The organism is Stenotrophomonas sp. TWI1151 (assembly GCF_039673135.1).
Taxonomy (GTDB): Bacteria; Pseudomonadota; Gammaproteobacteria; order Xanthomonadales; family Xanthomonadaceae; genus Stenotrophomonas.
Genome location: NZ_JBDJLA010000001.1, coordinates 804,602 through 828,059 on the forward strand (window position 1 = coordinate 804,602; position 23,458 = coordinate 828,059).

At 67.0% G+C, this 23,458-nt stretch carries 22 protein-coding genes; 12 read left to right on the forward strand and 10 right to left on the reverse strand.

Annotation, left to right across the window (positions count from 1 at the left end; all coding sequences use genetic code 11):
• Positions 1 to 55: 55 nt before the first annotated feature.
• Both ABE422_RS03535 and ABE422_RS03540 read left to right on the forward strand, forming a co-directional pair.
• Positions 56 to 1,810, forward strand: a complete 1,755-nt coding sequence (locus tag ABE422_RS03535; protein WP_346482472.1) for an EAL domain-containing protein — start codon at positions 56 to 58, stop codon at positions 1,808 to 1,810.
• A 64-nt stretch (positions 1,811 to 1,874) separates the two neighbouring features.
• Positions 1,875 to 2,114 (forward strand): DUF1653 domain-containing protein, encoded by a 240-nt coding sequence (locus tag ABE422_RS03540; RefSeq protein WP_313211129.1) that lies wholly within the window; start codon positions 1,875 to 1,877, stop codon positions 2,112 to 2,114.
• Between the two features lie 38 nt (positions 2,115 to 2,152).
• Here the strand turns inward: ABE422_RS03540 and ABE422_RS03545 are convergent, their stop codons facing one another.
• On the reverse strand, positions 2,153 to 3,148 hold the full coding sequence (locus ABE422_RS03545; protein ID WP_346482473.1) for a GAF domain-containing protein: 996 nt from the start codon (positions 3,146 to 3,148) through the stop codon (positions 2,153 to 2,155).
• 160 nt (positions 3,149 to 3,308) lie between these two features.
• On the opposite strand from ABE422_RS03545, the gene ABE422_RS03550 reads away from it, so the two are divergent.
• From ABE422_RS03550 to ABE422_RS03560, 3 genes are all read left to right on the forward strand, one after another.
• Complete coding sequence (locus ABE422_RS03550; protein ID WP_313211127.1) at positions 3,309 to 3,527, forward strand: hypothetical protein; 219 nt, start codon at positions 3,309 to 3,311, stop codon at positions 3,525 to 3,527.
• A 163-nt stretch (positions 3,528 to 3,690) separates the two neighbouring features.
• Positions 3,691 to 4,905: an MFS transporter gene (locus ABE422_RS03555; RefSeq protein WP_313218693.1), complete on the forward strand. Its 1,215-nt coding sequence runs from the start codon at positions 3,691 to 3,693 to the stop codon at positions 4,903 to 4,905.
• Positions 4,906 to 5,051: 146 nt separating this feature from the next.
• Positions 5,052 to 7,796 carry a UvrD-helicase domain-containing protein gene (locus ABE422_RS03560; protein ID WP_346482474.1) on the forward strand — a complete coding sequence of 915 codons (2,745 nt, stop codon included), beginning with the start codon at positions 5,052 to 5,054 and terminating at the stop codon, positions 7,794 to 7,796.
• An 18-nt stretch (positions 7,797 to 7,814) separates the two neighbouring features.
• Here ABE422_RS03560 and ABE422_RS03565 read toward each other — a convergent pair whose 3' ends face one another.
• The 9 genes from ABE422_RS03565 to ABE422_RS03605 all read right to left on the reverse strand — a co-directional run bounded on the left by ABE422_RS03565 (position 7,815) and on the right by ABE422_RS03605 (position 16,226).
• Entirely contained in the window at positions 7,815 to 8,603 is a 789-nt protein-coding gene (locus ABE422_RS03565; RefSeq protein WP_346482475.1) for a CHAD domain-containing protein, read from the reverse strand.
• A gap of 55 nt (positions 8,604 to 8,658) precedes the next feature.
• Positions 8,659 to 10,602 carry a response regulator gene (locus ABE422_RS03570; RefSeq protein ID WP_346480812.1) on the reverse strand — a complete coding sequence of 648 codons (1,944 nt, stop codon included), beginning with the start codon at positions 10,600 to 10,602 and terminating at the stop codon, positions 8,659 to 8,661.
• Complete coding sequence (locus tag ABE422_RS03575) at positions 10,589 to 11,449, reverse strand: ATP-binding protein (RefSeq protein WP_346482476.1); 861 nt, start codon at positions 11,447 to 11,449, stop codon at positions 10,589 to 10,591. The genes ABE422_RS03570 and ABE422_RS03575 overlap by 14 nt, the downstream gene beginning before the upstream one ends.
• Entirely contained in the window at positions 11,446 to 12,462 is a 1,017-nt protein-coding gene (locus ABE422_RS03580; RefSeq protein WP_346482477.1) for an ATP-binding protein, read from the reverse strand. Before ABE422_RS03580 ends, ABE422_RS03575 begins: the two co-directional genes overlap by 4 nt.
• Positions 12,453 to 12,854: an anti-sigma regulatory factor gene (locus ABE422_RS03585; RefSeq protein WP_346462626.1), complete on the reverse strand. Its 402-nt coding sequence runs from the start codon at positions 12,852 to 12,854 to the stop codon at positions 12,453 to 12,455. Before ABE422_RS03585 ends, ABE422_RS03580 begins: the two co-directional genes overlap by 10 nt.
• Entirely contained in the window at positions 12,851 to 13,222 is a 372-nt protein-coding gene (locus ABE422_RS03590) for an STAS domain-containing protein (protein ID WP_019184175.1), read from the reverse strand. Before ABE422_RS03590 ends, ABE422_RS03585 begins: the two co-directional genes overlap by 4 nt.
• 1 nt (position 13,223) lies before the next feature.
• On the reverse strand, positions 13,224 to 14,084 hold the full coding sequence (locus ABE422_RS03595; RefSeq protein ID WP_313212650.1) for an STAS domain-containing protein: 861 nt from the start codon (positions 14,082 to 14,084) through the stop codon (positions 13,224 to 13,226).
• A 355-nt stretch (positions 14,085 to 14,439) separates the two neighbouring features.
• Positions 14,440 to 15,477, reverse strand: coding sequence for a hypothetical protein (locus ABE422_RS03600; protein ID WP_346480811.1), 1,038 nt, complete (start codon positions 15,475 to 15,477; stop codon positions 14,440 to 14,442).
• A 116-nt stretch (positions 15,478 to 15,593) separates the two neighbouring features.
• Positions 15,594 to 16,226, reverse strand: coding sequence for a hypothetical protein (locus ABE422_RS03605; RefSeq protein WP_346462627.1), 633 nt, complete (start codon positions 16,224 to 16,226; stop codon positions 15,594 to 15,596).
• 65 nt (positions 16,227 to 16,291) lie between these two features.
• On the opposite strand from ABE422_RS03605, the gene ABE422_RS03610 reads away from it, so the two are divergent.
• From ABE422_RS03610 to ABE422_RS03640, 7 genes are all read left to right on the forward strand, one after another.
• Positions 16,292 to 16,579, forward strand: coding sequence for a hypothetical protein (locus tag ABE422_RS03610; RefSeq protein WP_313212653.1), 288 nt, complete (start codon positions 16,292 to 16,294; stop codon positions 16,577 to 16,579).
• Positions 16,576 to 17,925 carry a TlpA disulfide reductase family protein gene (locus ABE422_RS03615; protein WP_346482478.1) on the forward strand — a complete coding sequence of 450 codons (1,350 nt, stop codon included), beginning with the start codon at positions 16,576 to 16,578 and terminating at the stop codon, positions 17,923 to 17,925. The genes ABE422_RS03610 and ABE422_RS03615 overlap by 4 nt, the downstream gene beginning before the upstream one ends.
• 116 nt (positions 17,926 to 18,041) lie before the next feature.
• Entirely contained in the window at positions 18,042 to 18,623 is a 582-nt protein-coding gene (locus ABE422_RS03620) for a YceI family protein (RefSeq protein ID WP_346462628.1), read from the forward strand.
• Complete coding sequence (locus ABE422_RS03625) at positions 18,620 to 19,069, forward strand: protein-disulfide reductase DsbD domain-containing protein (protein ID WP_313212656.1); 450 nt, start codon at positions 18,620 to 18,622, stop codon at positions 19,067 to 19,069. Before ABE422_RS03620 ends, ABE422_RS03625 begins: the two co-directional genes overlap by 4 nt.
• Positions 19,070 to 19,082: 13 nt before the next feature.
• On the forward strand, positions 19,083 to 20,084 hold the full coding sequence (locus ABE422_RS03630; RefSeq protein WP_346482479.1) for a cytochrome c peroxidase: 1,002 nt from the start codon (positions 19,083 to 19,085) through the stop codon (positions 20,082 to 20,084).
• On the forward strand, positions 20,081 to 20,617 hold the full coding sequence (locus ABE422_RS03635; protein ID WP_313212658.1) for a TlpA disulfide reductase family protein: 537 nt from the start codon (positions 20,081 to 20,083) through the stop codon (positions 20,615 to 20,617). The genes ABE422_RS03630 and ABE422_RS03635 overlap by 4 nt, the downstream gene beginning before the upstream one ends.
• A gap of 144 nt (positions 20,618 to 20,761) precedes the next feature.
• On the forward strand, positions 20,762 to 23,326 hold the full coding sequence (locus ABE422_RS03640) for a TonB-dependent receptor (protein WP_346480807.1): 2,565 nt from the start codon (positions 20,762 to 20,764) through the stop codon (positions 23,324 to 23,326).
• Positions 23,327 to 23,458 lie beyond the last annotated feature (132 nt).

Here is a 23,458-nt window from a genome sequence, read left to right on the forward strand (position 1 = left end):
GTGTAGTCGGAACAGGGTGCGGTAGATGCTGGACAGAAGTGATGATGTAGATCGGATGGCGTTGATCGAAGCGCTCAACGTGATGGACCCTGCGTTGGGTACTGCGCTGGACCCGATCACCGAACTGGCGGCGTTTACCTTCGGCGTTCCAATTGCGCTTGTGTCCATCTTCGATGCCGAGCACCAGCACATCATCTCGCGCGTCGGGCTGACGCTCACCCGCAACGAACGGCACGCATCGATCTGCGCATGGGCGTTGGGCGCCAGCGCCGTGCTGCAGGTGACGGACCTGCGCCTGGATGCGCGTTTTGCCGACAATGCCCTGGTGACCGGCCCGCAGCAGCTGCGCTTCTACGCTGGTGCCCCGCTGATCACCAAGGCCGGCATCGCACTCGGCACGCTGTGCATCATGGGCCGTGAGCCCCGTCAGTTGTCGGCCGAAGAACAGCTGCAGCTGCAGACGCTGTCACGGGTGGTGGTCGCGCAGATGGAGCTGAAGATGTCGCTGGGCCGGCGCGAGCAGATCAGCGGCCTGCCCAACCGGCAGCAGTTCCAGGCCGACCTCAATGCCCTGTCCCGCCGTGGCCAGTCGCATGCATTCACCGCAGTGCTGCTGGATGTATTCGATCTGCAAAGTGCCAACGAGGCCGGCCAGGCGCTGGGCATGAAGCCGGTGGAAACCTTGCTGCGCCAAGCGGCGCTGCGGGTGCAGGACGTGCTGCGCGATATCGCACAGGTCTATCACGTGGGCGTGACCCGCTTCGCCTTCCTGCTGCCGGACCACTCGCACCACCAGACCGAGGCACTGCTTGAGCGCCTGCGCATCCGCATGCGCCGGCCGCTGATGGCCGGCCGCATTCCGATGTCGCCGCAGTTCCACGCCGGTGTATGCGACTTCCGCCCCATCCCGGGCCAGACCGCGGATCTGGTCCGCAAATGCCTGGTCGCCATGCACCACGCGATCCAGACCGATGCCTGCCTGTGCTGGTACTCGCAGGAACGCGACGATGCGCTTCGCCGGCGTTACCGCTTGGCCTCCGACGCCGGGCGCGGGCTGGCCCAGCACCAGTTCAGCCTGGTGTACCAACCACGCTTCGATCTGCTCGACGGGCTGCCGGTATCGGCCGAGGCACTGCTGCGCTGGACCCACCCGATGCTGGGTCCGGTCAGCCCCGGCGAATTCATCCCGGTGCTCGAGCGCACCGCGCTGATGCCGGCGATCAGCCGCTGGGTCATCGATCACGCCCTGGCCCAGGCCGCGCAATGGCAGGAGCGCGTGCCCGGCTTCAGCCTCTCCATCAATCTTTCGCCACGCGACTTCGATGATCAGTGTGTATGGAGCGTCCTGTCGGAGCGACTGCACGCGTACGGTCTCGCCCCCGGCGTGATCGAAATCGAAATCACCGAAGGCCAATGGCTCAACCATCATCCTGCGGCGTTGCCGCAGTTGCGCGACATGGCGGCTGCCGGCGTGCGCATCGCGATTGACGACTTCGGCAGCGGCTACAGCAATTTCGGTTACCTCAGCGAGGTGCCGATCAGCCACATCAAGATCGACCAGACGCTGGTCACCGGGCTGGCGCGCTCGCGCACCGCGCGGCTCAAGGTGGAGGCCATCATCAAGCTCGCGCGGCAGCTCGGGTATCGCACGGTAGCCGAAGGCGTGGAGAACGAAGCCGAGCTCTCGCTGTTGCGGCTGTGGGGCTGCGACGAAGCACAGGGCTATCACCTCGCGCGGCCCATGCACCCTGACGCGGTGCTGCAGCTGGTCAGTGCCTGCCGCGCCGGTCCGTTGCCGGATGCCGGCTGAGACCCCGCGACGCCATCGGCAGCTCGGGCGATAATGGCCAGCCCGCCTGCCTCGCTGCCAGACCATGACCGATCTCACCCCGCTGCCCGCCCTGCCGCTCGGCCATTACCGCCATTTCAAAGGCGGCAACTACGAAGTGATCGGCGTTGTCCGCCACAGCGAAACGCTGGCGCCGATGGTGCTGTACCGGCCGCTGGATTCGGAGATCGGGCTGTGGGTGCGTCCGTTCGAGATGTTCGTCGCGCAGGTGGAGGTGGACGGGCAGTGGCGTGCGCGTTTTGCGCGGGTCGAGGTAGACGGCTGAGGGGACAAAGACCTGCGCAGCGCTGCCCAGCGGCGGGATCAGCCCAGGACTGCCCCTCGCGCGTCCACCAGCTCACGCAACCGCGCGGTCACCGTGCGGAACTGCTCCGGCAGCATCGCCGCCTCCAGTGCGTCGACCTGACCGGACAGCACCGACAGTGCATCACTCATGCTGGCCACCTTCTGGCCCGCCTCGGCGGATGCCTCCGGCACCTCCAGCTGCGCGCCGATGACGCCGGCCAGGATCTCGAATGCCTTCACCGTGGCGGTATCGAGCCTGGAGGGATTCGGATCCAGCGCGCACAGGGTGCCGTGGAACCCGCCATCGCGGCGGAACATCGGAACCGAGATGTAACTCTCGAACCCGTACAACGCCGGCGTGGGGTGGCTGGAAAATACCGGGTGGGTGCTGGCCTGATCGAACTGCACCAGATGGCGATGCTCACGGATTTCATCGCAGATGGTGGTTTCCAGCACCAGGTCTTCGCCCGGCCGCAGACCAAAATCGAGGCCGTCATGGACGGCGCATGCCGTCCATCGATCCGCCGTGACGCGTGCCACGGCGACGAAACGCATGCCGGTCATCGCACTGGCCAGTTCCAGCATGCCCGGCACGGCAGGCATCGCCAGCAACGCCGCGACATCGTCCAGACGTGGATCCGCCGAGATCGCAGGATCCGCCAAGGGCGCCGCGCCGGGACCGTCGTCGTCGAGCGGGTTCTCCATCGCGGCCAAGCGGCGATCCAGCACCTTCGCGTTGACCTCGTTGAAGAGACCGCGCACCGACGCGGACAACGCGCGCGGGTCCTTGATGGCGCCCACGAAATGGATGCCCTGCCCGACCAGCCGGATCTGCTCGACGCCGTGATCCAGGCGCAGCGATGGCCACGCCAGACGGTGCAGGATGCGCATCCAGTCATTGGGGGGCGTGCCATCCACAAGCGCGGTGACGATCACGCGTGACGCGCCAGCCCCATCCTGCAGACCGGGCAGATCAAAGCCGATGAGCGCTGGAAAGCCCGTACTGATAGACATCACAACCCCTATGGCCACATGGCGCAGCCATCGACAGGTGGTGGCTTTGAAGGCAAATTGTCGCACGAATGAGCGAGACTGGCCTTGACCGAAGCCGCCCGAACGGTGCAGCGGCCATCATGCGCGCACGGACATCTCTGCCACTGACAAAGGAATGCACATGCTGGACGGTTTCTCGCTGTTGATTGGCCTCGGCTGGGCGCTGTTCGGGCTGCTGTGGATCTTCGTTCCCTTCGCCATCTTCGGCATCAAGGGGCTGCTGCGGGAGATTCTGGCCGAACAGAAGCGGACCAACGAGATTCTCAGCCGTGCGCATGGGGTCAGCCCCCCGCTGGACACGCCGGAGGGACTGCCGTTCAGGCCCGAGCGCTATCCGTGAAGACTCGACAACAGCCCATCAGGACGGGCGTCCCGGGCTGACCCGGATGCCCTTGCCGCAGGGGCGCAGTGTCCCGCGGATCCAGCGTTCTACCCAAGGGCCTGATTAATGTTGCGCCGCAGCAGTACAATGCCGCGCTCCCCCGATCGACGCCGCCGCCTGCATGAGCTCCTCCTCCGTCCCTCTGGCCGCCCGGCTCTCGCCGCGCGAGCGCACTCTGATTCTGCTGGCCTTGTCGCTGGGCGGCTTCGCCATCGGCACCAGCGAGTTCGCCAGCATGGGGCTGATGCTTGAGATCAGCCGTGGTCTGTCCATCAGCGAAACACAGGTCGGCCACCTGATCAGTGCCTACGCCGTCGGCGTGGTGGTCGGCGCACCAGTACTGGCCTTTGCCGGTGCCGGCTTCGCTCGCCGCAACCTGCTGCTGGCGCTGATGGGGTTCTATGCCATCGGCAACCTGGCCAGCGCGCTGGCGCCGAACTACGGCACGATGTTGCTGGCCCGCTTCGTCGCCGGTCTGCCGCATGGCGCGTATTTCGGCGTGGCAATGCTGGTGGCCGCCGCGATCAGTCCCCCGGCCCAGCGCGGCGCGGCGGTCTCGAAGGTGCTGCTCGGCCTGTCCGTTGCCATCCTGGTCGGCAACCCACTGACCACCTGGCTCGGCCAGCAGCTCAGCTGGCGCACTGCTTTCGCGGTGGTCAGTGTGTTGGCGATTGCCACCGTGGCCATGATCGCGCGCTTCCTGCTGCCCGATCCGGATGAAGTCCGCACCTCGCCGATGCGCGAGCTGCGCGCCTTCAACCGCACCCAGGTGTGGCTGGCGCTGGCGATCGGTTCGGTCGGTTTTGCCGGCATGTTCTGCGTGTTCACCTACCTCGCCCCGACCCTGGTGCAGGTCACCGGCCTGGCCGAATCGTGGATGCCGCTGGCGGTGGGCATTTTCGGCATCGGCGCGATCATCGGCAACGTGGCCGGGGGCTGGCTGGTGGACCGCTTCCAGTTCCGCGCCGCGGCCGTGGTGCTGGTCTGGTCGATCCTGGTGCTGCTCGCCTTCCCGCTGGCCGCGCAGTCGGTGTGGAGCGTGTTCCCGATGATCATTGCCGTCGGCACCATGGGCGCCCTGGCGGCCGTACTGCAGACCCGCCTGATGGATGTGGCGGGCGAAGCGCAGACGCTGGCGGCCGCCTCCAACCACGCGGCGTTCAACACCGCCAACGCACTGGGGCCGTGGTTCGGCGGCATGGCGATCGGCGCCGGCTTCAGCCCGGCGGTGACCGGTTACGTGGGCGCCGCCACCGCGCTGGGCGGCCTGCTGCTCTGGGGCGTGGCGATGCTGGTGGATCGCCGCTCGCGCAGCGAGCCGGTGCTGCAGCAGTAAGCGCACCGCCAGCCCCGTCGGCCAATTCAACTCCCTGCCCAGGCAGGGAGTTTTTTTGGTTTCCCCTATCATGGGCATCCGATCAAACCGCGCCACCCGTGCTGTTCCGGCCACGGCCGCAACGATGGCCGCACCTGGATACACCGATGACGTACGAATGGGCCCCGAGCGACTGGGGTCAACGCCTCACGCGATCACCGCACTGGCGCCTGCGCCTGGAAGGCGACCAGCTTGTGCTGACCGTGGACGGCCGCCCCTGCCCCGCGCCGCTGGAGGCACTGCAGGTGCACCCGCGCCTGCCGTGGGCACGGCTTACCCTGCACCGCGACGGGCAGGCCCCGCTGACGCTCGGCGGCCTGAACGCCGCTTCGGCTCGACAGTTGGCCTCCACCTTGGCCGAGCTGCGCGGTGAACAGCGCCAGCGCGACCATGTCGCCCTGTTCCAGCAGGCCTACGCCGCGATCGAGCGCTGGCTTGGCCAGGTGCAGACCGCCACCGAACGGGCCGACGAGGAAGCGCTGTGGCTGACCCACGAGCAACAACAGGCGCTGCTGCAGGCGCGCCCCGCCCTGCCACTGGAGGAAGAGGCGCTGTGGGCGGTGTTCGACAACGCCGCGCTGCGCAGCCAACTCGAGGGTGATCCCGCTGCGATCGAAGCAACCTTGATGCTGTGGCTGGGCGACTGGCCAGCGATGTGGGCACGCCGCAATGAGGCCCATCAGGCGCGCGAGCGGATGGCCAGCCGTGCGTTGCTGGATCACGTGGAAAGCCGCCCGCTCACCGATGAGCAGGCCCGGGCAGTGATCTGCTTCGACAACCGCGTCCAGGTGGTGGCCGCCGCGGGTTCGGGCAAGACCTCGACGATGGTGGCCAAGGCGGCGTACGCGATCGAACGCGGCCTAGTCGCGCCAGAGCGCATCGTCATGCTCGCCTTCAACAAGGAGGCCGCCACGGAACTGCAGACACGCGCCGATCGCGCGTTCCATCGCATTGGCCTGGGCGAGGTCCGGGTGGAGGCGCGTACTTTCCACGCGCTGGGCCGGCACATCATCGCCCAGGCCACGGGGCGGATGCCGCAGGTGCCGGAGTGGGCCGTGGATGCCACGCAGGGCTTCCACCGGCTGGCCGAGATCATCGACCAGCTCAAGGACCGCTCTCTCCATTTCCGTACCCAGTGGGACCTGTTCCGGCTGGTGTTCGGTCGTGATCTGCCCGTCACCGGCGGGCCGCTGGATGCCGAGGAATGGGACAAGGATGGGCAGGGCTACGTGCGTACGCTGCAGGGTGAGCGCGTGCGCAGCATCGAAGAATGCGTGATCGCGGACTGGCTGTTCTACAACGGCGTGGACTATGCGTACGCCCGGCGGCACGCCTTCGATGCCGGCACGGACGAGTACCGCCAGTACCGGCCGGATTTCTGCTACCCGGGCATCGGGCTGAACCACGACCACCTCGCCCCGGATGGACACGGCCCGTCGCCGGCGCCGCCGGATGGCCACCCGCGCTCCCACGGCGCCGAGCGGATCGAGACCTCCTCGCACGAACTGCGCACGGGCGAACTGTTCCTGCGGCTGGGCGATGCACTGTCACAGCGCGGTCTCGAGCTCGACCCGAATCCCGACCGCGAACTGCCCGAGGGCGGCGCGACACCGATGCCGGATACCGACCTGATCGGCCTGGTCCGGACCTTCATCAGCCACGCCAAGAGCAACGGTCTGCACGTGCAGGACATGGTCGAGCGGCTGCGCGGGCTGCCGGACGATCACTTCAAACACCGTTACCGCCTGTTCCTCGAGCTCATCATTCCGATCCTGGACGGCTGGGACGATGCGCTGGTCGCCGAAGGCGGGATCGACTTCGAGGACATGCTCAACCAGGCTGCCGAGCACCTGGAACAGGGTCGCTGTGTCGCGCCGTTCGACCTGGTGATGGCCGACGAATTCCAGGATGCCTCGCGCGCCCGGGCGCGTCTGTGCCGCGCGCTGGTGCAGGCGCCGGGCAAACATCTGTTCGCGGTCGGTGACGACTGGCAGTCGATCAACCGGTTCGCCGGCGCGGACGTCTCGGTGATGACCGGCTTCCTGGATTGGTTCGGCCCGGGCCAGGTGCTCAAGCTTGAACAGACGTTCCGCTGCCCGCAGGCGCTGTGCGATGTCTCCAGTGCGTTCGTGTCACGCAATCCAACGCAGATACCCAAGCAGGTCCACTCGCTCACCCCGGCGTATGGCGCGGTGCTGCAGGCCTTCCAGGTGGCCTCGCGCGACCGGCTGGCCGGCGCGGTCGAGCAGTACCTCGAACGACTGCACCAGCAGCTGCTGACCGGCCAGGTACCGCCAGGCCGGGACGGCAAGGTCACCGTCTTCGTGCTGGGCCGCTACAACGCCGAGCGCGCGATGCTTCCGGCCAGCTGGAACGCGCGTTACGGGCAGCACATGCAGGTCAGCTTCCTCACCGCACACCGGTCCAAGGGCATGGAAGCGGACTACGTGATCCTGCCCGGCATGCTGGATCGCCGCTTCCCCAACGCGCGCGCGGATGACCCCGTACTGGCGCTGGCGATGCCCGACGGCGATGCGTACCCGCTCGGTGAGGAACGCCGGTTGTTTTACGTCGCGCTGACGCGCGCGCGCCGTTCGGTGGCGATGTTCACCGTGCAGGGCCTACGTTCGGCGTTCCTGACCGAACTGGTCAACGACGGCGCGGTACGCGTGACCTCGATGGCCGGAGACACGATCCACGAGCAGGCCTGTCCCGCCTGCAAGGTGGGGGTGATCGTGCCGCGCACCGGGCCGTATGGCGCGTTCCAGTCATGCTCGGCGTATCCCCGCTGCGAGTACAAGCCGCCGAAGGCAGGGGGCCATGCCGGCGTGCGTACGGTCGCGGGGGCCTGAGGGATACGCTTGCCTTGCTCAGCCGAGCGCAGCGGCCAGTGCGGCATCGATCTGCGCAAGCAAGCCACGCCGTTCCGGCACGCCCGGCATCACCCGCACCAGGTTGCGGACCATCCGCAGGTCCTGTTGCCTGCCAAGCTGATCACCCAGGGCATGCAGCGCGCGCGCCTGGTGGCCCGACCCTTTCCGTTTGATCGAGGCCGCAAGCGCACTGTCCAGCGCGGGCATCGCCTCCAGCTGCATCCGCAGGCGACGCACTCTGCGCCGCCAGCGATGCAGGTCCTGCGGATCTCCGGTGCGGGCAGCGCGCTTCTCCGCCTTGGCAGTACGGCGTTCACTGCGGGCCAGACCCCTGCGGAGATCGCGCCCGCTCAGCCCGTCCCATGGCTGCGCCTGGAGTTCGCCGGCGATACGCAGCAGCGCCGCGTGACGACGCGCAAACGCCGGGTCGCGCGCCAGCGCCCGGGCGAGCACTACGTCGCGCCGCGCCATCAACCGCCTGCACACCTCCGTCCACGGCGGGGCGGGCTGCTGCGCGGCGAGGTGCTGGCAGGTCTCCACCACCACATGGGCATCGCGCAAGGCCGACAACCCTTGCCCGAGCCGGCGCAGGCTCGCGTCGGTCCGGGCGGTCTCAAGGTCGCTGCTCTCCAGCACGGCGAGCAGCGCGCGAAGGCGGCGGATCGTCTTGCGCGCCCGATGCACGGCATCGTGGACATCGGGCTGGAGCGCCAGCGCAGCGGCAATGGCCCTGCACTCACGGTCTGCCAGTGCGCGGGCGGCAGGGCCGATGGCGGGTGGCGACATGGCGGTTTCCCCCGGAGGCGTCGGGGGATTGTACCCATGCCGGCGGTCCGCCAGCTCAGCCCGGGTTGAACATCTGCCGCACGCCCCGAAGCAGCTCGTTCACGCTGAACGGCTTGGGCAGCAATGACATGCCCTGCCCCAGGAATTCATTGCGGACGGCTGCACTCTCCGTGTAACCGGTGACGAACAGCACCGGCAAATGCGGGCGCAACACCCGAGCCGCATCGGCAAGCTCACGGCCGTTCATGCCCGGCAGACCCACATCGGACAGCAGCAGGTCCAGGTCACGGTCCGAATGCAGTTCCAACAGGGCCTGCTGTGCGTTGATGGCTTCCACGACCTGGTAACCGGCCTCGACCAGCATCTCCCGGACCATCATGCGTACCGAATCGGTATCGTCGACCAGCAGAATCCGCTCGGCGCTGCCACGGGTCAGCTGTGCGGGTGCCAATGTGTCGTGGGCCGCAGACTGGAGCTGCCCCTCGGGCAGCAGCAGCTCGATCTCGGTGCCCTCGCCACGTTCGCTGGCAATGCGCGCACTGCCACCGGACTGCCGCGCGAACCCGTAGGTCATCGACAACCCCAGCCCGGTGCCCTCGCCCTGCGGCTTGGTGGTGAAGAAGGGCTCGAATACCTTGGTCAACAGCTCCGCGGGTATGCCGACGCCATTGTCGAGCACCGTCACGGTGATGTAGTGGCCAGGCGCCAGCTCGTGGTCGCGCTCGATCCGGGCACGCCCGGCGCGGATGCGGATCAGCCCTTGGCCCGCCAGTGCATCGCGGGCGTTGATGACCAGGTTGAGGATCACGTTCTCGAACTGGTTCGGGTCGGCGACCGCGATCAGGGGTTCAACGCCCAGTTCCAGCTCGAGTTCGATGTTCTCACCGATCGATCGCTGCAGCATGTCTTCCAGCGAGCGCACCCGCGCGACCACATCGAAGGTCTGCGGATCGAGCGGCTGCTTGCGGGCAAACGCCAGCATGCGCTGGGTCAGCGCAGCGGCACGGTGTGCCGAGCCCGTGGCGATCTCGACGTAGCGCGAAGCTTTGTCCCATTTACCGCTGGAGGCGGCGATCTCGATCATGTCCAGCCCGGAGATGATCGTGGTCAGCAGGTTGTTGAAATCGTGCGCGATGCCGCCGGTGAGCTGGCCCAGCGCGTCCATCTTCTGCGCCTGCATCAACTCGATCTCGGTGCGCTCGCGCTCGGCGATCTGGAACGCCAGTTCGGACGTGGCGCTTTCCAGTTCCTGGCGCTGCTCGTTGGCGCGCGCATGGTGTTCGGTGGTGTCTTCGATCAGCACCAGGCCCTGCCCGGCGGCCTGGTACGGGGTCACCCGCCATTCGGTCATGCGCAGGACCCCGCCGACCCGAAGGCTGAAGGTACCCTGCCAGCGCTCGCCTTCGGCCAACGCCACTTTCAATGCACTGAGCGGGGCGAGCTGATCCTGCAGCAGCTGATCGAGTTGGCCTGGTCCTGCCTGCTGACCCAGCAGACGGGTAAAGGCATCGTTGGCATCATGGGCGTTGAGCGACGCATCCAATACCGCGATCGGGGCATTGATGTGACGGAAGATTTCGCGGAACCGCGCCTCGGTATCGCGCAGGGCTTCCTCGGCACGACGGGCGCGCAGCAGGCTGCGCAGCGTCGCCAACAACACATCCGGATCGACCGGATGGATCAGATAGGCATCGGCGCCGGCGTTGAGGCCAGTGATCATGTCACCGGTCGCGATGGATGCGGCCGAGACGTGCACCACGGGAAGCAACTGCAGCCGCGCGTCCTCACGCAACTGGCGCACCACATCGAAGCCGCTCATGTCCGGCAGATTCACATCCAGCACCAGCGCGCCGAAATCATGCTCGGCCAGGCGCGCGAGCCCCTCACCGCCGGTGCCCGCTTCCTCGACGTGGAACCCGTGGTGCTCGAGTACGCGGCGCACCGCGTAGCGGGTCGCCACATTGTCATCCACCACCAGGATGCGATCAGGGCTGGGCATGCGTGGCCTCCGTGGCCAGTGTCAGCGGCAGTACGACATAGAAGTCCGAGCCTTTACCGACGTCACTCTCGACCCCGACATGCCCACCCAGCAGCTCGGCAAATCGCTTGCACAGGGACAAACCAAGACCGGTTCCGCGCAGGCGCTTCTGCAGCGGGGTATCCACCTGCACGAAATCCTCGAACAGGGTCGACTGGAGTTCGTCGGGGATACCGATGCCGGTATCGCGCACGCTGAAGCGCACGGCGTTCTCACCTTCCAGCCGGGTTGATACCACCACCTGGCCATTGGGCGTGAACTTCAATGCGTTGGAAATGAAATTGCGCAGGATCTGCGCCAGCTTCTTGTCGTCGGTATAGAGCAGCGGCATGACCGGCGGGTCTTCGAATACCAGGTCCACCTGGTTGCCCTCCACCAGCGGGCGGAACATGCCACGCAGCGCAGAGAACAGGTCCATCAGGTCGAACCAGGCCGGTGAAATGGTGATGCGCCCCGCCTCGATCTTGGCCAGATCCAACAGGTCGTCCACCATCTCGCGCAGTTCACTGGTCGAGGCGCTGATGAAACGCACCTGCCGGCGCTGCTCCTCGGTCAGCGGGCCATCCATGCCGTCCTCCAACAGCCGCGTCATGCTCAGGATCGAGCCCAGTGGCGTGCGGAACTCATGGCTCATGTAGGACAGGAACCGACTCTTCAGCTCGGACACCTCGCGCAGCTGCTCGGCCTGCTCGTCCAGCTCGGCATACAAGGCGAGCACCCCCTGATTGGTTTCATCCAACTCAGCGCGCAGCGCATCGGCTTCCAGGCGCAGCCGTTGCAGCTCCTGATCATCGGGTGAAGCGCTCAATGCAGATCTCCAAGACGCAGGGCAACAATGCCGGCGTCATCCCGGCCACGATCGAAATCACGCTGCAGCACCGCCACGATCAATGCCGGGTGGCGGTGCAGCAGACCGGGGTAGTCACGCAGGCTCCAGCGTGCCTGCAGGCCATCACTATGCATGACCAGCAGCGTGCCTGCGGCCGCGTGAAAATGGAATGGTTGTGCCTTGCGGTACTGCACGCCCACGATACCCGGGTGTGACGCCAACCCACGCGAACCGGTGGGCTCGCACAGGCTCGCGGCGATATTGCCGATACCGGCAAACTCCACCTGCAGGGTGGCCACGTCCACGCAGGCAACGGCCGCTGCACCGCCCCGGGTGCCGGACATGCCCGCGTGCAGGACGCCGATCAATGCCGGTGCGCCGCCCGCGTGCGTGTGCGCGACCGCCTCCACGCCGGCCCGCGAGGCATCGGCGGCGGGAAGTCCATGGCCGAGTCCATCGATCACGGTCACCGCCACGGTCTGTCCGTCGGCGCGGATATGCCAGGCATCGCCGCAGGCCAGCTCGTGCCGCATCGGAATGCGCAGCGCACCGTAGGCCACATCGATATCGCGTGGCGCACGACTGGCGTAGATCCGCGCCACCACCACCGCTCCCTTGGCATCGGACCAGGCATCCAGCACGGTGGCCTGGCGCTGGATCGCACCCAGCCCCAACCCCTGGGTGCCCCCGGTCGAGTAGCCGTCTGGAAGACACTCGGCCAGGGAAAAGCCCGGACCGGTGTCCACGGTGCACAGCTCCACGCCGTTACCGCCGCGGCCACAGACCACGGACAGGTACATGCGTCCGCCGCGCCCATGCTTGAGCACGTTGGTCGCCATCTCCGTGGCCACCAACGCCGCGCGGCCGGCGTCCATTTCATCCAGGCCGACATGATCGGCCAGCGCCAGCGCTTCGCGCCGGGCCTGTCCGACCTGGGAGGTTTCTTCGACCAGCACGGCCCGCGTTACCTGGCCGGCGAAGTTCAGCTCCATTTGGTGATCGTGATGCGGGTGCCCTGCCCCGGCGCACTCTCCAGTTCGAATTCATCCACCAGGCGACGCGAACCGGACAGCCCCAGGCCCATGCCCGAGCCGGATGACCAGCCATCGGTCAGGGCCTGCGCGACATCGGGGATGCCGGGCCCGCTATCGGCGAAGACCAGCCGGACGCCTTTGCGCAGGCCTTTCTCCACGACCTCCCAGTCCATGGTCCCGCCGCCGCCGTAGATCACGGCGTTGCGGGCCAACTCGCTGGCGGCCGTGACCAGCTTGGTCTGGTCGATCAGACGCAGCTTGCATGCCACGCAGATCTGGCGTGCGGCCTGGCGGGCCAGCACGACGTCCTGCTCGATGCGGATCGGCAGCGAACCACTGGACGCACTCATGAGGCAGCTTCGTCTTCGTCGGTACGCTGCAGCAGCTTCATGCCACGCTCCACATTGAGCGCGGTGCGCACGCCACTGAGCGTAAGCCCCAGCTCCACCAGCGTGATTGCCACGGCCGGCTGCATGCCCACCACCACGGTGGTGGCATCCATGATCCGGGCCAGCGACGAAATGGTGGCGATCATGCGGCCGATGAACGAATCGACGATATCCAGTGCGGAAATGTCGATCAGCACACCGCGCGCGGAGGTGCTGCGGATCTTCTCGGTGAGGTCGTCCTGCAGCGTCAGCGCGAGCTGGTCATGCATGTCCACCTGGATCGTCACCAGCAGCAGATCGCCCATCTGCAGGATCGGGATGCGCTCCATCTCAGCGGGCGGTCCGGGTGACGGTCTGGCCGGTGCGCTTGAGCGCCAGCGCCAGTGCGTCGGCCAGATTGGCCTTGGTCACGATGCCCTGCAGGTCCAGCCCGAGGTGCACGATGGTCTGGGCGATCTGCGGCCGCACGCCGCTGATGATCGCATCGGCGCCCATCAGGCGGATGGCGGTGACAGTCTTCAGCAGATGCTGGGCCACCAGCGTATCCACGGTCGGCACGCCGGTGATATCGATGATGGCGATTTCAGAACCGGTATCCACGATGCGCTGCAGCAGCGACTCCATCACCACCTGGGTGCGCTGCGAATCCAACGTGCCGATCATCGGCAGCGCCAGCACACCGTCCCACAGCTTCACCACGGGCGTGGACAGCTCAAGCATTTCTTCCTGCTGGCGCTGGATCACGTCTTCGCGGGTTTTCTGGAACACGCTGACCGTGTGCAGCCCGAGCTGATCGATCAGCTCGGAGATCGCCCACAGCTGGTCGCCCAGGTGCGCCGGGTCATTGGCATACCCCTGCTGGATCACGTCGAACAGCGGTCGCTTCAGCGAGAAGATGAAGCTGGCGGTCTCCGCGGAATTGAATCCCTTCAGGACGCGCTCGCGCGACAGTTCCTCCAGGAAACGCCGGATATCCTGCCACTCTGCCCGCGCGACGGCACTCACGTCGGTGGCCGACAGCGCATCCAGGAACAGGCGCCAGAACTCGCGGACCTGGACATCCAGCTCGCGGGAGGAAAGGCGGCCGTCCTGCGCCTGGCTGGTACCGGCCAGATTGCCGGCCCATGCGGCGAGCACAGGCTCCTGGTGGCTGCGGATGAGATCGATCGTGCGCTGCTGCAAAGCCGCCATGGAGAGGGTCCTGGAAAAAGGGGGGATACGGGGGTGACGCGCGACCCGTCTCCGATATGAATGGGGGCCGCAATGGTGAAAGCTTAAATGAATTCAGGAAGATTGGGCACGAAGGCCGATGCCCGCAACGTGAAGGTTTTCTCCACCTCCCTGACTCGTTCAGACAGCCACGCCGCAGCGAGCGCCCAGCGCCTCTACAACATCGGGTCCCTACAACGCATCAGGCCGCCCGAAGGCGGCCTGATGGGTGAGCGGTCAGCGCAGCAGCGCGAACAACAGCAGCAGCGGAATCGGAATCCCGAGCATCCACAGCAGAATGTACTTCATGGTGTTTCCTCCCTTGAGGTGGTCAGGATCACAGATCGCGGCGACGGCCGCCCCAGGTGGCGCTCAGGCTGGCGATGAACGCACCGATGAGCAGCGTGATGAACAGCCACAACGCGGCGTAGGCGGTTGCCTTGCGGGCATCGTCAGCCGCCTGCTTGGCCTGCACCTTGGCGTTGTCCAGCGCCGCACGCAGGCGGGTCTGCACATCGGTGACGCGGGCCTGTGCTTCGGCCTGGCTCATGCCAGTCTGCGCCGCCACCAGCTGCCCCAGATACTGGGTGTCGGCCGGGTCCATGGTGTCGGACTTCAGGCTGTTGAGGATGATGCGGTTGACCTCGGTACGCACTTCACCGCTGTCCGGACGACGGTCGGCACCCGGCATCGGGCGCGGCGGCGGCGGTGCACCGTTGGCGACCGGTGCCGGTGCCGACGCGTCGGCCGGGCCGGCCGGCGGCGCGGGCTGCGCAGCGGTCGGGTTGGCACGGAAGAGTGAATCCACCCAGTACTGCACGTCACCCTGGTCGCTGCCCATCGCAGCCGAGCCTGCACCGGCGGCAGCGATACCGCCTGCCGTCGAGGCGGCGGCACCGGCAGTGGCGCCGGCAACCTTGGCACCGGCGCCCAGGATGCCGCCGATGGCCGAGGTCAGCAGTGCGGCAGTGAGCAACGTGGCCACCGCCCAGGAGACGAACCCATGCGCGGTGTCGCGGAAGTAGGTCTCATCCCCGTGGATGTTGCTCCACTTCGTGCGCAGGCGGCCAGCCAGATAGCCACCCAGACCGGACGCGGCGATGGCGGTAAAGGTCAGCCACGCGATGCTGGACCAGCCAAACGTTTCTGCCGTCACGCCTTCAAACGACCACGGCGACACCGACGACAGGCCCAGGCCCACGCCGAGAATCACCAGAATCAGTGACAGCGCAGCGGCGGCAATGGCACCGGCCAGAATCGCGCCCCATGACACCGCGCTATCGCGCGGCAGGTCCACCACGGGCGGTGGGGTGACCACGGCGACGGTCGCCGCAGCGACGGGTTCGGGGTGGGCGTAATCGCCTCGGGTATTCATAGCGTATGGCACTCCTTTTCATGCGCTGCGGATGCAGCTCGCATCGGCAGGCTGCGCTTGAGCTCGTGAAATACGCGAGACGCTGAAAACAAGACCGTGTGGACGCGTTGCCCGGCTCAGACCCGTCGGCCGAGCAGCATGAACATCCCGAACAGCCCACCGAGCGCGCCAACGATCGCCAGCTCGATGGATGGCTCACGCAAGCGCAGCGCCATGACAATGCACACCGCTCCCAGCGCCATGATTACCGCACCGATGGCAGCGGCACGCGCGGAGCCGTAGAAGTGCGTGCGGCGGATCGGCTTACTCAGTGCCGGCTGTTTCCGCTGCCAGGCATCCAACGCCTGCTGGAACTCGCGCAGCAAGCGCTCCCGGCTCTGCAGATCGGCAGCGCTGACCATCAGCGTCGCCCGGCCGGGACGCACCAGCTTCAGATAATCATCGGTGCCCCAGCTGGAGAGCGCATCGAATGGCACCGCGTCGCGGCGCGAGAACATCAGGCCGTCGGGCATGATCATGACCTCGTTACGGGTAGGGAATCCCTGGAAGGCCAGCAACGGCGGAATCACCAGGCACGCCATGGCGACCACGATCGCGACGCCTACCGGCCCACGATTGAGCACGATGAACATGAAACTGCCGGCAGCAAGTACGAATGCCAGCGGCACCGCCAACTGGTGCCAACGGGTGTAGACCGACACCTGGATACCTTCCCTGGGCTTCACGATGACTTGCTCCTCTATCGGCACGCGGCGGCGGTGCTACTCGGCCTGCCTGCGGCATTGCGCCCGGCCAGTGGGCGCTTCAGGCCGCCATGGTCTTCGATGTGGCGGGCGGCGGCAAATACGCAACCCGGCAGCACCGGCGCGTGCTGATATCAAAACGGTTATCAGCCTGCCATCGTCGCGCCGCTGAATATGCTGATGAACATGCGTACCAAGCGGCGATGAACTTTTACGACATTCACGTGGCAATAATCCAGTCACGCCAGGGATGGCACGTGACCGGCCAGGGATGGCCTTTCAGCGGATGCAGTGGAACGGGGGCTGCATCGCCGGCGACTTGGCGCGACCAAGGGGATTATCTGGAAGCACTCTCATGACACTGGCATTATCCGGTCGCGTCGTCGCGACCCTGTTGTTCGCTACAAGCCTGGCCTTCGCCCTGCCTGCCGCGGCCGCCGCCAAAGCACCGTTTCCTGCCGAAGGCGTGTGGCGTGGCGAATTCACCATCGATGGCGACCCCATCCCCTTCAACTTCGAAGTAAAGGGCAAGCGCGCGCAGGACGCGACCTTCACCCTGCTCAACGGCACGCGCACGGACAAATTCAAGGTCACCCCGCGCGATGACGGGACATTTTCGGTGCGGATGAACACCTACGATGCCGTCCTGGAAGGCAAGGTCTCCGAGGATGGCAAACATCTCGTTGGCCAGTACAAGGACCTGGTGCCCAGCCGCAACGGGGCGCGCAACCTTGCCTTCACCGCCGAACAGGGCGCGGCATGGCGCTTCGTCAAGCCAGGCCAGGACGAGGCGCCCGCGGCGGACCTCAGCGGCAAGTGGGCCGTGCAGACCATCGACAAGGCGGCCCGCCAGGACAAGCGCAACCAGGTGGCCCTGCTCAAGCAGGAAGGAAACCGCCTCTCCGGCGTGTTCATGACCGTCGTTGGCGACACCCGCGAGCTGGAAGGCACCGTACAGGGCAACCGCTTCTATCTGTCCGGCTTCAGCGGGCCGAGCCCGTTGCTGATCCGCGGCACGATCGATGAGGACGGCAACATCCAGGGCGCGTTCGGCAGCGGCATTTACAACGTGGTCAAGTTCGAGGCCGAGAAGAGCGACAAGGTGGAGCTGCCCGATCCGTACAAGCTCACCTTCCTCAAGGATGGCCAGGATCGCATTGATTTCAGCTTCCCCGATCTGCAGGGCAAGCCGGTCACGCTTCAGGACGACAAGTACCGCGGCAAGGTGGTGATCGTTGAAGTGATCGGCACCTGGTGCCCCAACTGCACCGACCAGACCTACTTCCTGGCGCCGTGGTTCAAGCAGAACCAGCACCGTGGGGTGGAAGCGGTGGCCGTCGCCTTCGAGCAGGAAGACAACTTCGATTATTTCCAGAAGACCCTGACCACCTTCAAGGATTATTTCGACATCCGTTACGACATCGTGTTCGGCGGTATCGCCGACAAGAAAGTCGCCACCGAGAAACTCAAGGGGCTCAATTACATGGCCGCCTTCCCGACCACGATCATCATCGGCCGCGACGGCAAGGTCCGCGAGATCTATACCGGCTACACCGGCACGGTCACCGGTGAGTATCACCAGGACTACGTGACCCGCTTCAACAGCCTGCTTGATGGGCTGATCGCCGAACCGGATCCGTACGCGGCCAGCGCCGCTGCTCCCGCCGCCCCGGCGACGACCACATCACTGGCGATCGCCCCGTAACCCGCTGCAGCGGCCAGCGCGTCTGGCCGTTGCTCACCCGCTCCTGCGCTGCCTGCCCGGCACGGTCTCTTCGTGATGCCGCGGGCGGCCGCGCGCCACTGCCCAGAGAACCTCACATGCGTACTGCCCTCCTGTTGGCCCTGTTCACCGCGGCCGCCGTGCCCGCCGTGGCGACCGCCGCACCGGTGACCTATCAGCTCGACCCCACCCACACCGATGTGCTGTTCACCTGGAACCACAACGGCTTCTCCTTCCCGACCGGCCGCGCGGCGATCAGCAGCGGCACGCTCATCTACGATGCGGCCAAGCCCGCTGCGTCGCAGGTGCAGGTGGAGCTGCCGCTGGCCGAGCTGGCCACCCACGTTCCGAAACTGGACGAGATCGTCAAGGGCGACAAGCTGTTCGATGTCGCCAAGCACCCGCAGGCCAGCTTCCGCAGTACCTCGGTCGTGCCGCAAGGCACCGGCCGCCTGAAAATCACCGGTGATCTGACGCTGCATGGGGTGACCCGTCCGGTCGTACTCGACGCCACCCTCAACAAGGTGGGTGAGCATCCCAGCCGCAAGGTGCCCACGATCGGCTTCAACGCCACCGCCGTCATCCGCCGCAGCGAGTTCGGCCTGACCGGGTTCCTGCCCAATATCGCCGACGAGGTGCAGCTGCGCATCACCACCGAGGGCCAGGGGGCGAAGGAGTGAGTCGCAGCCTTGCCCCGTGGGTTGCCGCGTTGCTGCTCATCCCGTTCGGCGCGGCCGCCGCCGACACCCCGAAAGTCGCACTCGATCCGCGCGTGGAAGCGCGCCCCGACGGCACCCGTGAGCTGGTGATCGACGCCCGCATCGAACCGGGTTGGATCCTGTATGCCTCCGATTTCGAGCAACCGCAGATCGGCCCGCGGGCGGCGCGGGTGACCCTGGCCGGTGGCGAACAGGCGCAGGGACCGCTGCACTCGGTCGCGCCGCGCGAAGGGCACGGCCGCAGTTTCGCCGGCGAGTATCGCTATACCTACTTCAGCGAACGCGGTCAGCTGCGCCTGCCGGTCGCCGCCGGCACCGGACCGGTAAACGGCACCCTGCGTGCCCAGGTGTGCTTCGAAGAGAGTGGGCTGTGCGAGCTGGTCCAGCAGGAGATCGCCGCGCGTTGAGCGCGGCGCCACCATGCCCCGCCCTGTCCGCTCCCTTGCCCTGCTGGCCGCGCTGATCGGCGTTGCGGTACTGGCGCCGGTGTTTTCCGCCGATGCCCCGACCTACGACGGCGATCTCTCCGACAACCCACGCGCCCAGCTGGGCCGCCAGTTGTTCTTCGATCCCATCCTGTCGCGCGACCGCACGGTGTCGTGCGCCAGCTGCCACCAGCCTGCCCGCGCATTCGCCGATGACCGTGCGCTCAGCCTGGGCGTGGAAGGCCGTGTGGGCACCCGCAATACCCCCAGCGTGATGAACAGTGCCGGGCGGACCCGCTTCTTCTGGGATGGCCGCAGCGAAACCCTGGAAGAGCAGGCCCTGGCGCCGATCGCCAATCCGCTGGAAATGGATCTGCCGGTGGATCAGGCAGTGGCCCGACTGCTTGCAGACCCGGCGTGGGTCGCGCGCTTCCAGGCAACCTACAACGCCGCACCCAGCCCGCGGACGCTGGGCCGGGCGCTGGGCGCCTACCAGAAGACCCTCAATACCGTGGACAGTCCCTACGACCGCTATGCGCTCGGCCAGGAAGACGCGATCAGCAACGCTGCCAAGCGCGGCCGCCTGCTGTTCATCACCAAGGCCCAGTGCGTGAGCTGCCACGCCGGCGAGGATTTCACCTCGGACCGGTTCAAGAACATCGGCATCTACAACGGCCGCGAGTTCAATGACGAGGGCCGCGGCGGCATCACCGGCGATCCCACGCAGAAGGGCGAGTTCAAGGTACCCGGCCTGCGCAACGTCGCACTGACCGCGCCGTACATGCACAACGGCATGTTCAAGACCCTGCGCGAGGTGATCGTGTACTACGACGACCCCGGCAAGGTGATCCCCGATTCGATCGGCCGTGATGCACAGCTGCGCGATCCGCTGCACCTGACCGAAGCGGAGATCGACGATATCGAACAGTTCCTGCACACCCTGACCGATGACCGCTTCGCGTCGCGTGCGACGTCTTCGACGGCCTCCCCTCCATGACTTCTCCTGCTTCGCACCTGCCGGCGCTGCTGGCCACCGCACTGATGCTCGCGCTGCCCCTGGCATCGCACGCCGCCCCGCCAACACCCCCCGCCCCTGCCGGCCAGGCGGCACCTGCCCTGCACTGGACCGATCTGGACGGCGCCCCGGCGGCGCTGGCGCAATGGCGCGGCCGCCCGGTGCTGCTCAATTACTGGGCCAGCTGGTGCGGGCCCTGCCTGAAGGAGCTGCCGGACCTGCAGCATTTCTCGCAGGCGCAGGCACCGCTGCCGAACGGCGTGCAGGTGGTCGGCATCGCACTGGACGACATCGAGGCTGCCAACGCCCTGCGCGACCAGCTTCAGCTCACCTATCCGCAACTGGTGGAGAGCGACGGCCCCCCCGGTACCGCCGCCTCGTTCGGCAACCGCATCGGCACGCTGCCCTTCTCGGTGTTGATCGATGCGCAGGGCACGGTGCTGCAGGTCCACAACGGACCGCTGCATCCGGCCGATCTCGAGCGCTGGGCCGCTGCCGCGAGGGGCGCGCCGTGATCCACGCCCGGCGCATCGCCGCCGCGGCCGAACGCTGTTGTCCGGGTGCGCTGCGTCACCGCACCTGCTGATCCGGCACTACCGCCGTAGCCTGCCCGCCGCATGTCCCTGCGCATCGGCCTTTCTTCTCCCTGGGGATCTTCCATGCTGTCCACGCACCATCGCCTGCCGTTGGCCCTCGCCATCGTTTCCGCGCTCTCCCTGCCGCTTGCCGCCCACGCAGCGCCGGAGACGAATGCCAGTGCCATCACCGCTACCAGCACCGCCACGCTCGATACCGTCACCGTGACCGGCACCCGCGCGCAAGGCCGCACCGTGCGCGAAAGCGCGTCACCGATCGACGTGCTGTCGGCCGACGACATCCGCGCGGCCAACGCGACGAGCCTGCTGGATGTGCTCAACACCACCGTGCCCAGCTTCAACCTGCCGCTGGAAACCGGCGATCTGAACAGCATGGTGCGCGCCGGACAGCTGCGCGGCCTCAACGCCAGCCACGTGCTGGTGCTGGTGGATGGCAAACGCCGCCACGCCACCGCACTGCTGGGCGCCGGTGGTTTCGGCGGCGCCGCACCGGCCGATCTCGCCCTGATCCCCACCGGGGCGATCGAACGCATCGAAGTGCTGCGCGATGGCGCCTCGGCGATCTATGGCTCGGACGCCATCGCCGGGGTGATCAATATCGTCACCAACAAGGCGGCGCGTGGCGGCAACGTCTCCTACCGCGATGGCACCTACTTCGCCGGCGAGGGTCGCTCCCGCGTGGTGCAGGCCGATGCCGGTTTCGGCATCGGCGACGGCGGCTATCTGCACCTGGCCGCCCAGCTGGACGACCAGCACGCCACCAACTACACCAGCCCCGCCCGCGACACCTTCCTGTACTACTTCCCCAGGGACGCCGCCGGCAATGCGATCCGCCCGGGGGGCAACCAGGCCAGCAACCCGACGCTGCCCGCCGGTGCCACGCCCGATCCGCGCGAAGCGACCCGCGACAACAATGCCTGGCGCAATCGTGGCATCCGCGCGTTCCGCACCAAGACCGCCACCGCCAATGCCAGCCTGCCTCTGGCGGCGACGGTAGAGGCCTACGGGCTGCTGACGCTCGCCCAGCGCGATGCATGGGCACCGCAGAACTTCCGCCAGCCACTGCGCAACGAAGTGGTCCGGGCCATCGATCCGGATGGCTTCGCCCCCACCGAGCACATCGACGAGAACGATGGCGCGCTGACGCTGGGCGTGCGCGGCCAGTTCGGCGAGTGGGATTGGGACCTCAGCAGCGGCTACGGGCGCGATGCGATGGACATCAACCTGCACAACAGCATCAACCCCACTTATGGGCTGGACAGCCAGACCGACTTCTATATCGGCGACCTGCGCTACAGCGCCTGGACCCACAATCTGGATGTGCGCCGCCAGCTGCAGACCGCGTGGCTGGCCGCGCCACTGGAGCTCAGCGCGGGTGCGGAGTACCGCGACGAGCGCTACCGGATCGGCGCCGGCGACGTACAGTCCTATACCCATGGCGGGCAGCGGGTGCTGGATGGTCCGTATGCCGGCACCGTACTGGGCATCGGCCTGGGCGGCTCGCAGGCCCTGCCCGGCTATCGGCCGGAAGATGCGGTGGATGTCAGCCGCGACAGCGGCGCGGTGTACGTGGGCGTCGCTGCCGATCTGGGCACACGCTGGCGCGTGGACCTTGCCGGCCGGCACGAGCGCTACTCCGATTTCGGCAGCGAGAGCACCGGCCGCCTTTCGACCCGCTTTGCCCTGCACCCCCGGCTTGCCCTGCGCGGCACGATCAGCAACGGCTTCCAGGCTCCCTCCTTGGCCGCGCAGGCCTACCGCAACACCTCCAATGGCAATTTCTACACCGACCACATCCTGCAGGCCGGCTCGCCGCAGGCCATCGCCCTGGGCGCGCAGCCACTGCGCCCGGAAACCTCGCGCAGCCTCAGCCTGGGGATCGTGGCCGAGCCGTGGCAGGGCGCATCACTGACCGTGGATGCCTACCGCATCGATGTGGACGATCGCATTGCCCTGTCCACCACCTTCCGCGAGGGCCTGTATCCCGGCTCCGGTGCGCTGGTGACCTCGGTCGGGCTCGGTGCCCAGGACGGTGTGCGCTACTTCATCAATGCCGCCGACACCCGCACCGAAGGCGTGGAGGCGACGCTGGAAGGGCGCTGGGATCTTGGCCGCGCCGGTGCCCTGCGCTGGACCCTGGCCAGCAGCCATACCCGCGCGAAGATCACCGGCCTGGCCCCCACGCCCGCGGTGTTGGCGGCCTTCAATGTGCCGGTCTTCAGCACCGGCTCGCAGAACGAACTGCTGTACAAGGCGCCGAAGTCCCGCCAGGTGCTTGGCCTGGACTGGTCGCTCGGCCGCTACCGGGTCGGCCTGCGCCAGAGCCGTTATGGCGATATCCAGCGCTATGGCTCCCCCACCACGGTGGCCACCAGCGGGCCGTATGCCGGCCAGGCCGAGATCGCGTATGACATCGGCGGCCTGTGGATCACCGATCTGCAGCTGGGCGCCACCCTGCCCGGTGGCTGGGACGTGGCCTTGAACGCCAACAACGTCTTCGACCGCAAGGTCACGAAACTGCCTGAGCCGCTGCTCGCCGCGAACGAATACTACCGGTACGCCAATGGCGGCCCGGTCGATGGCTCGGGCGGGCTGTGGTCGGCGACGGTGCGTTACCGTTGGGACTAGCATTCCAGCAACGCAAGGAACCCCGTCTCATCCTCACGGACCAGGATGATCGCCTATGCAAAAATGAGGGAACTGTGGCACACCGCGTCGCAGTGGACGGTGTGAGCTCCTGACGACCAGGCGACGCCGTGC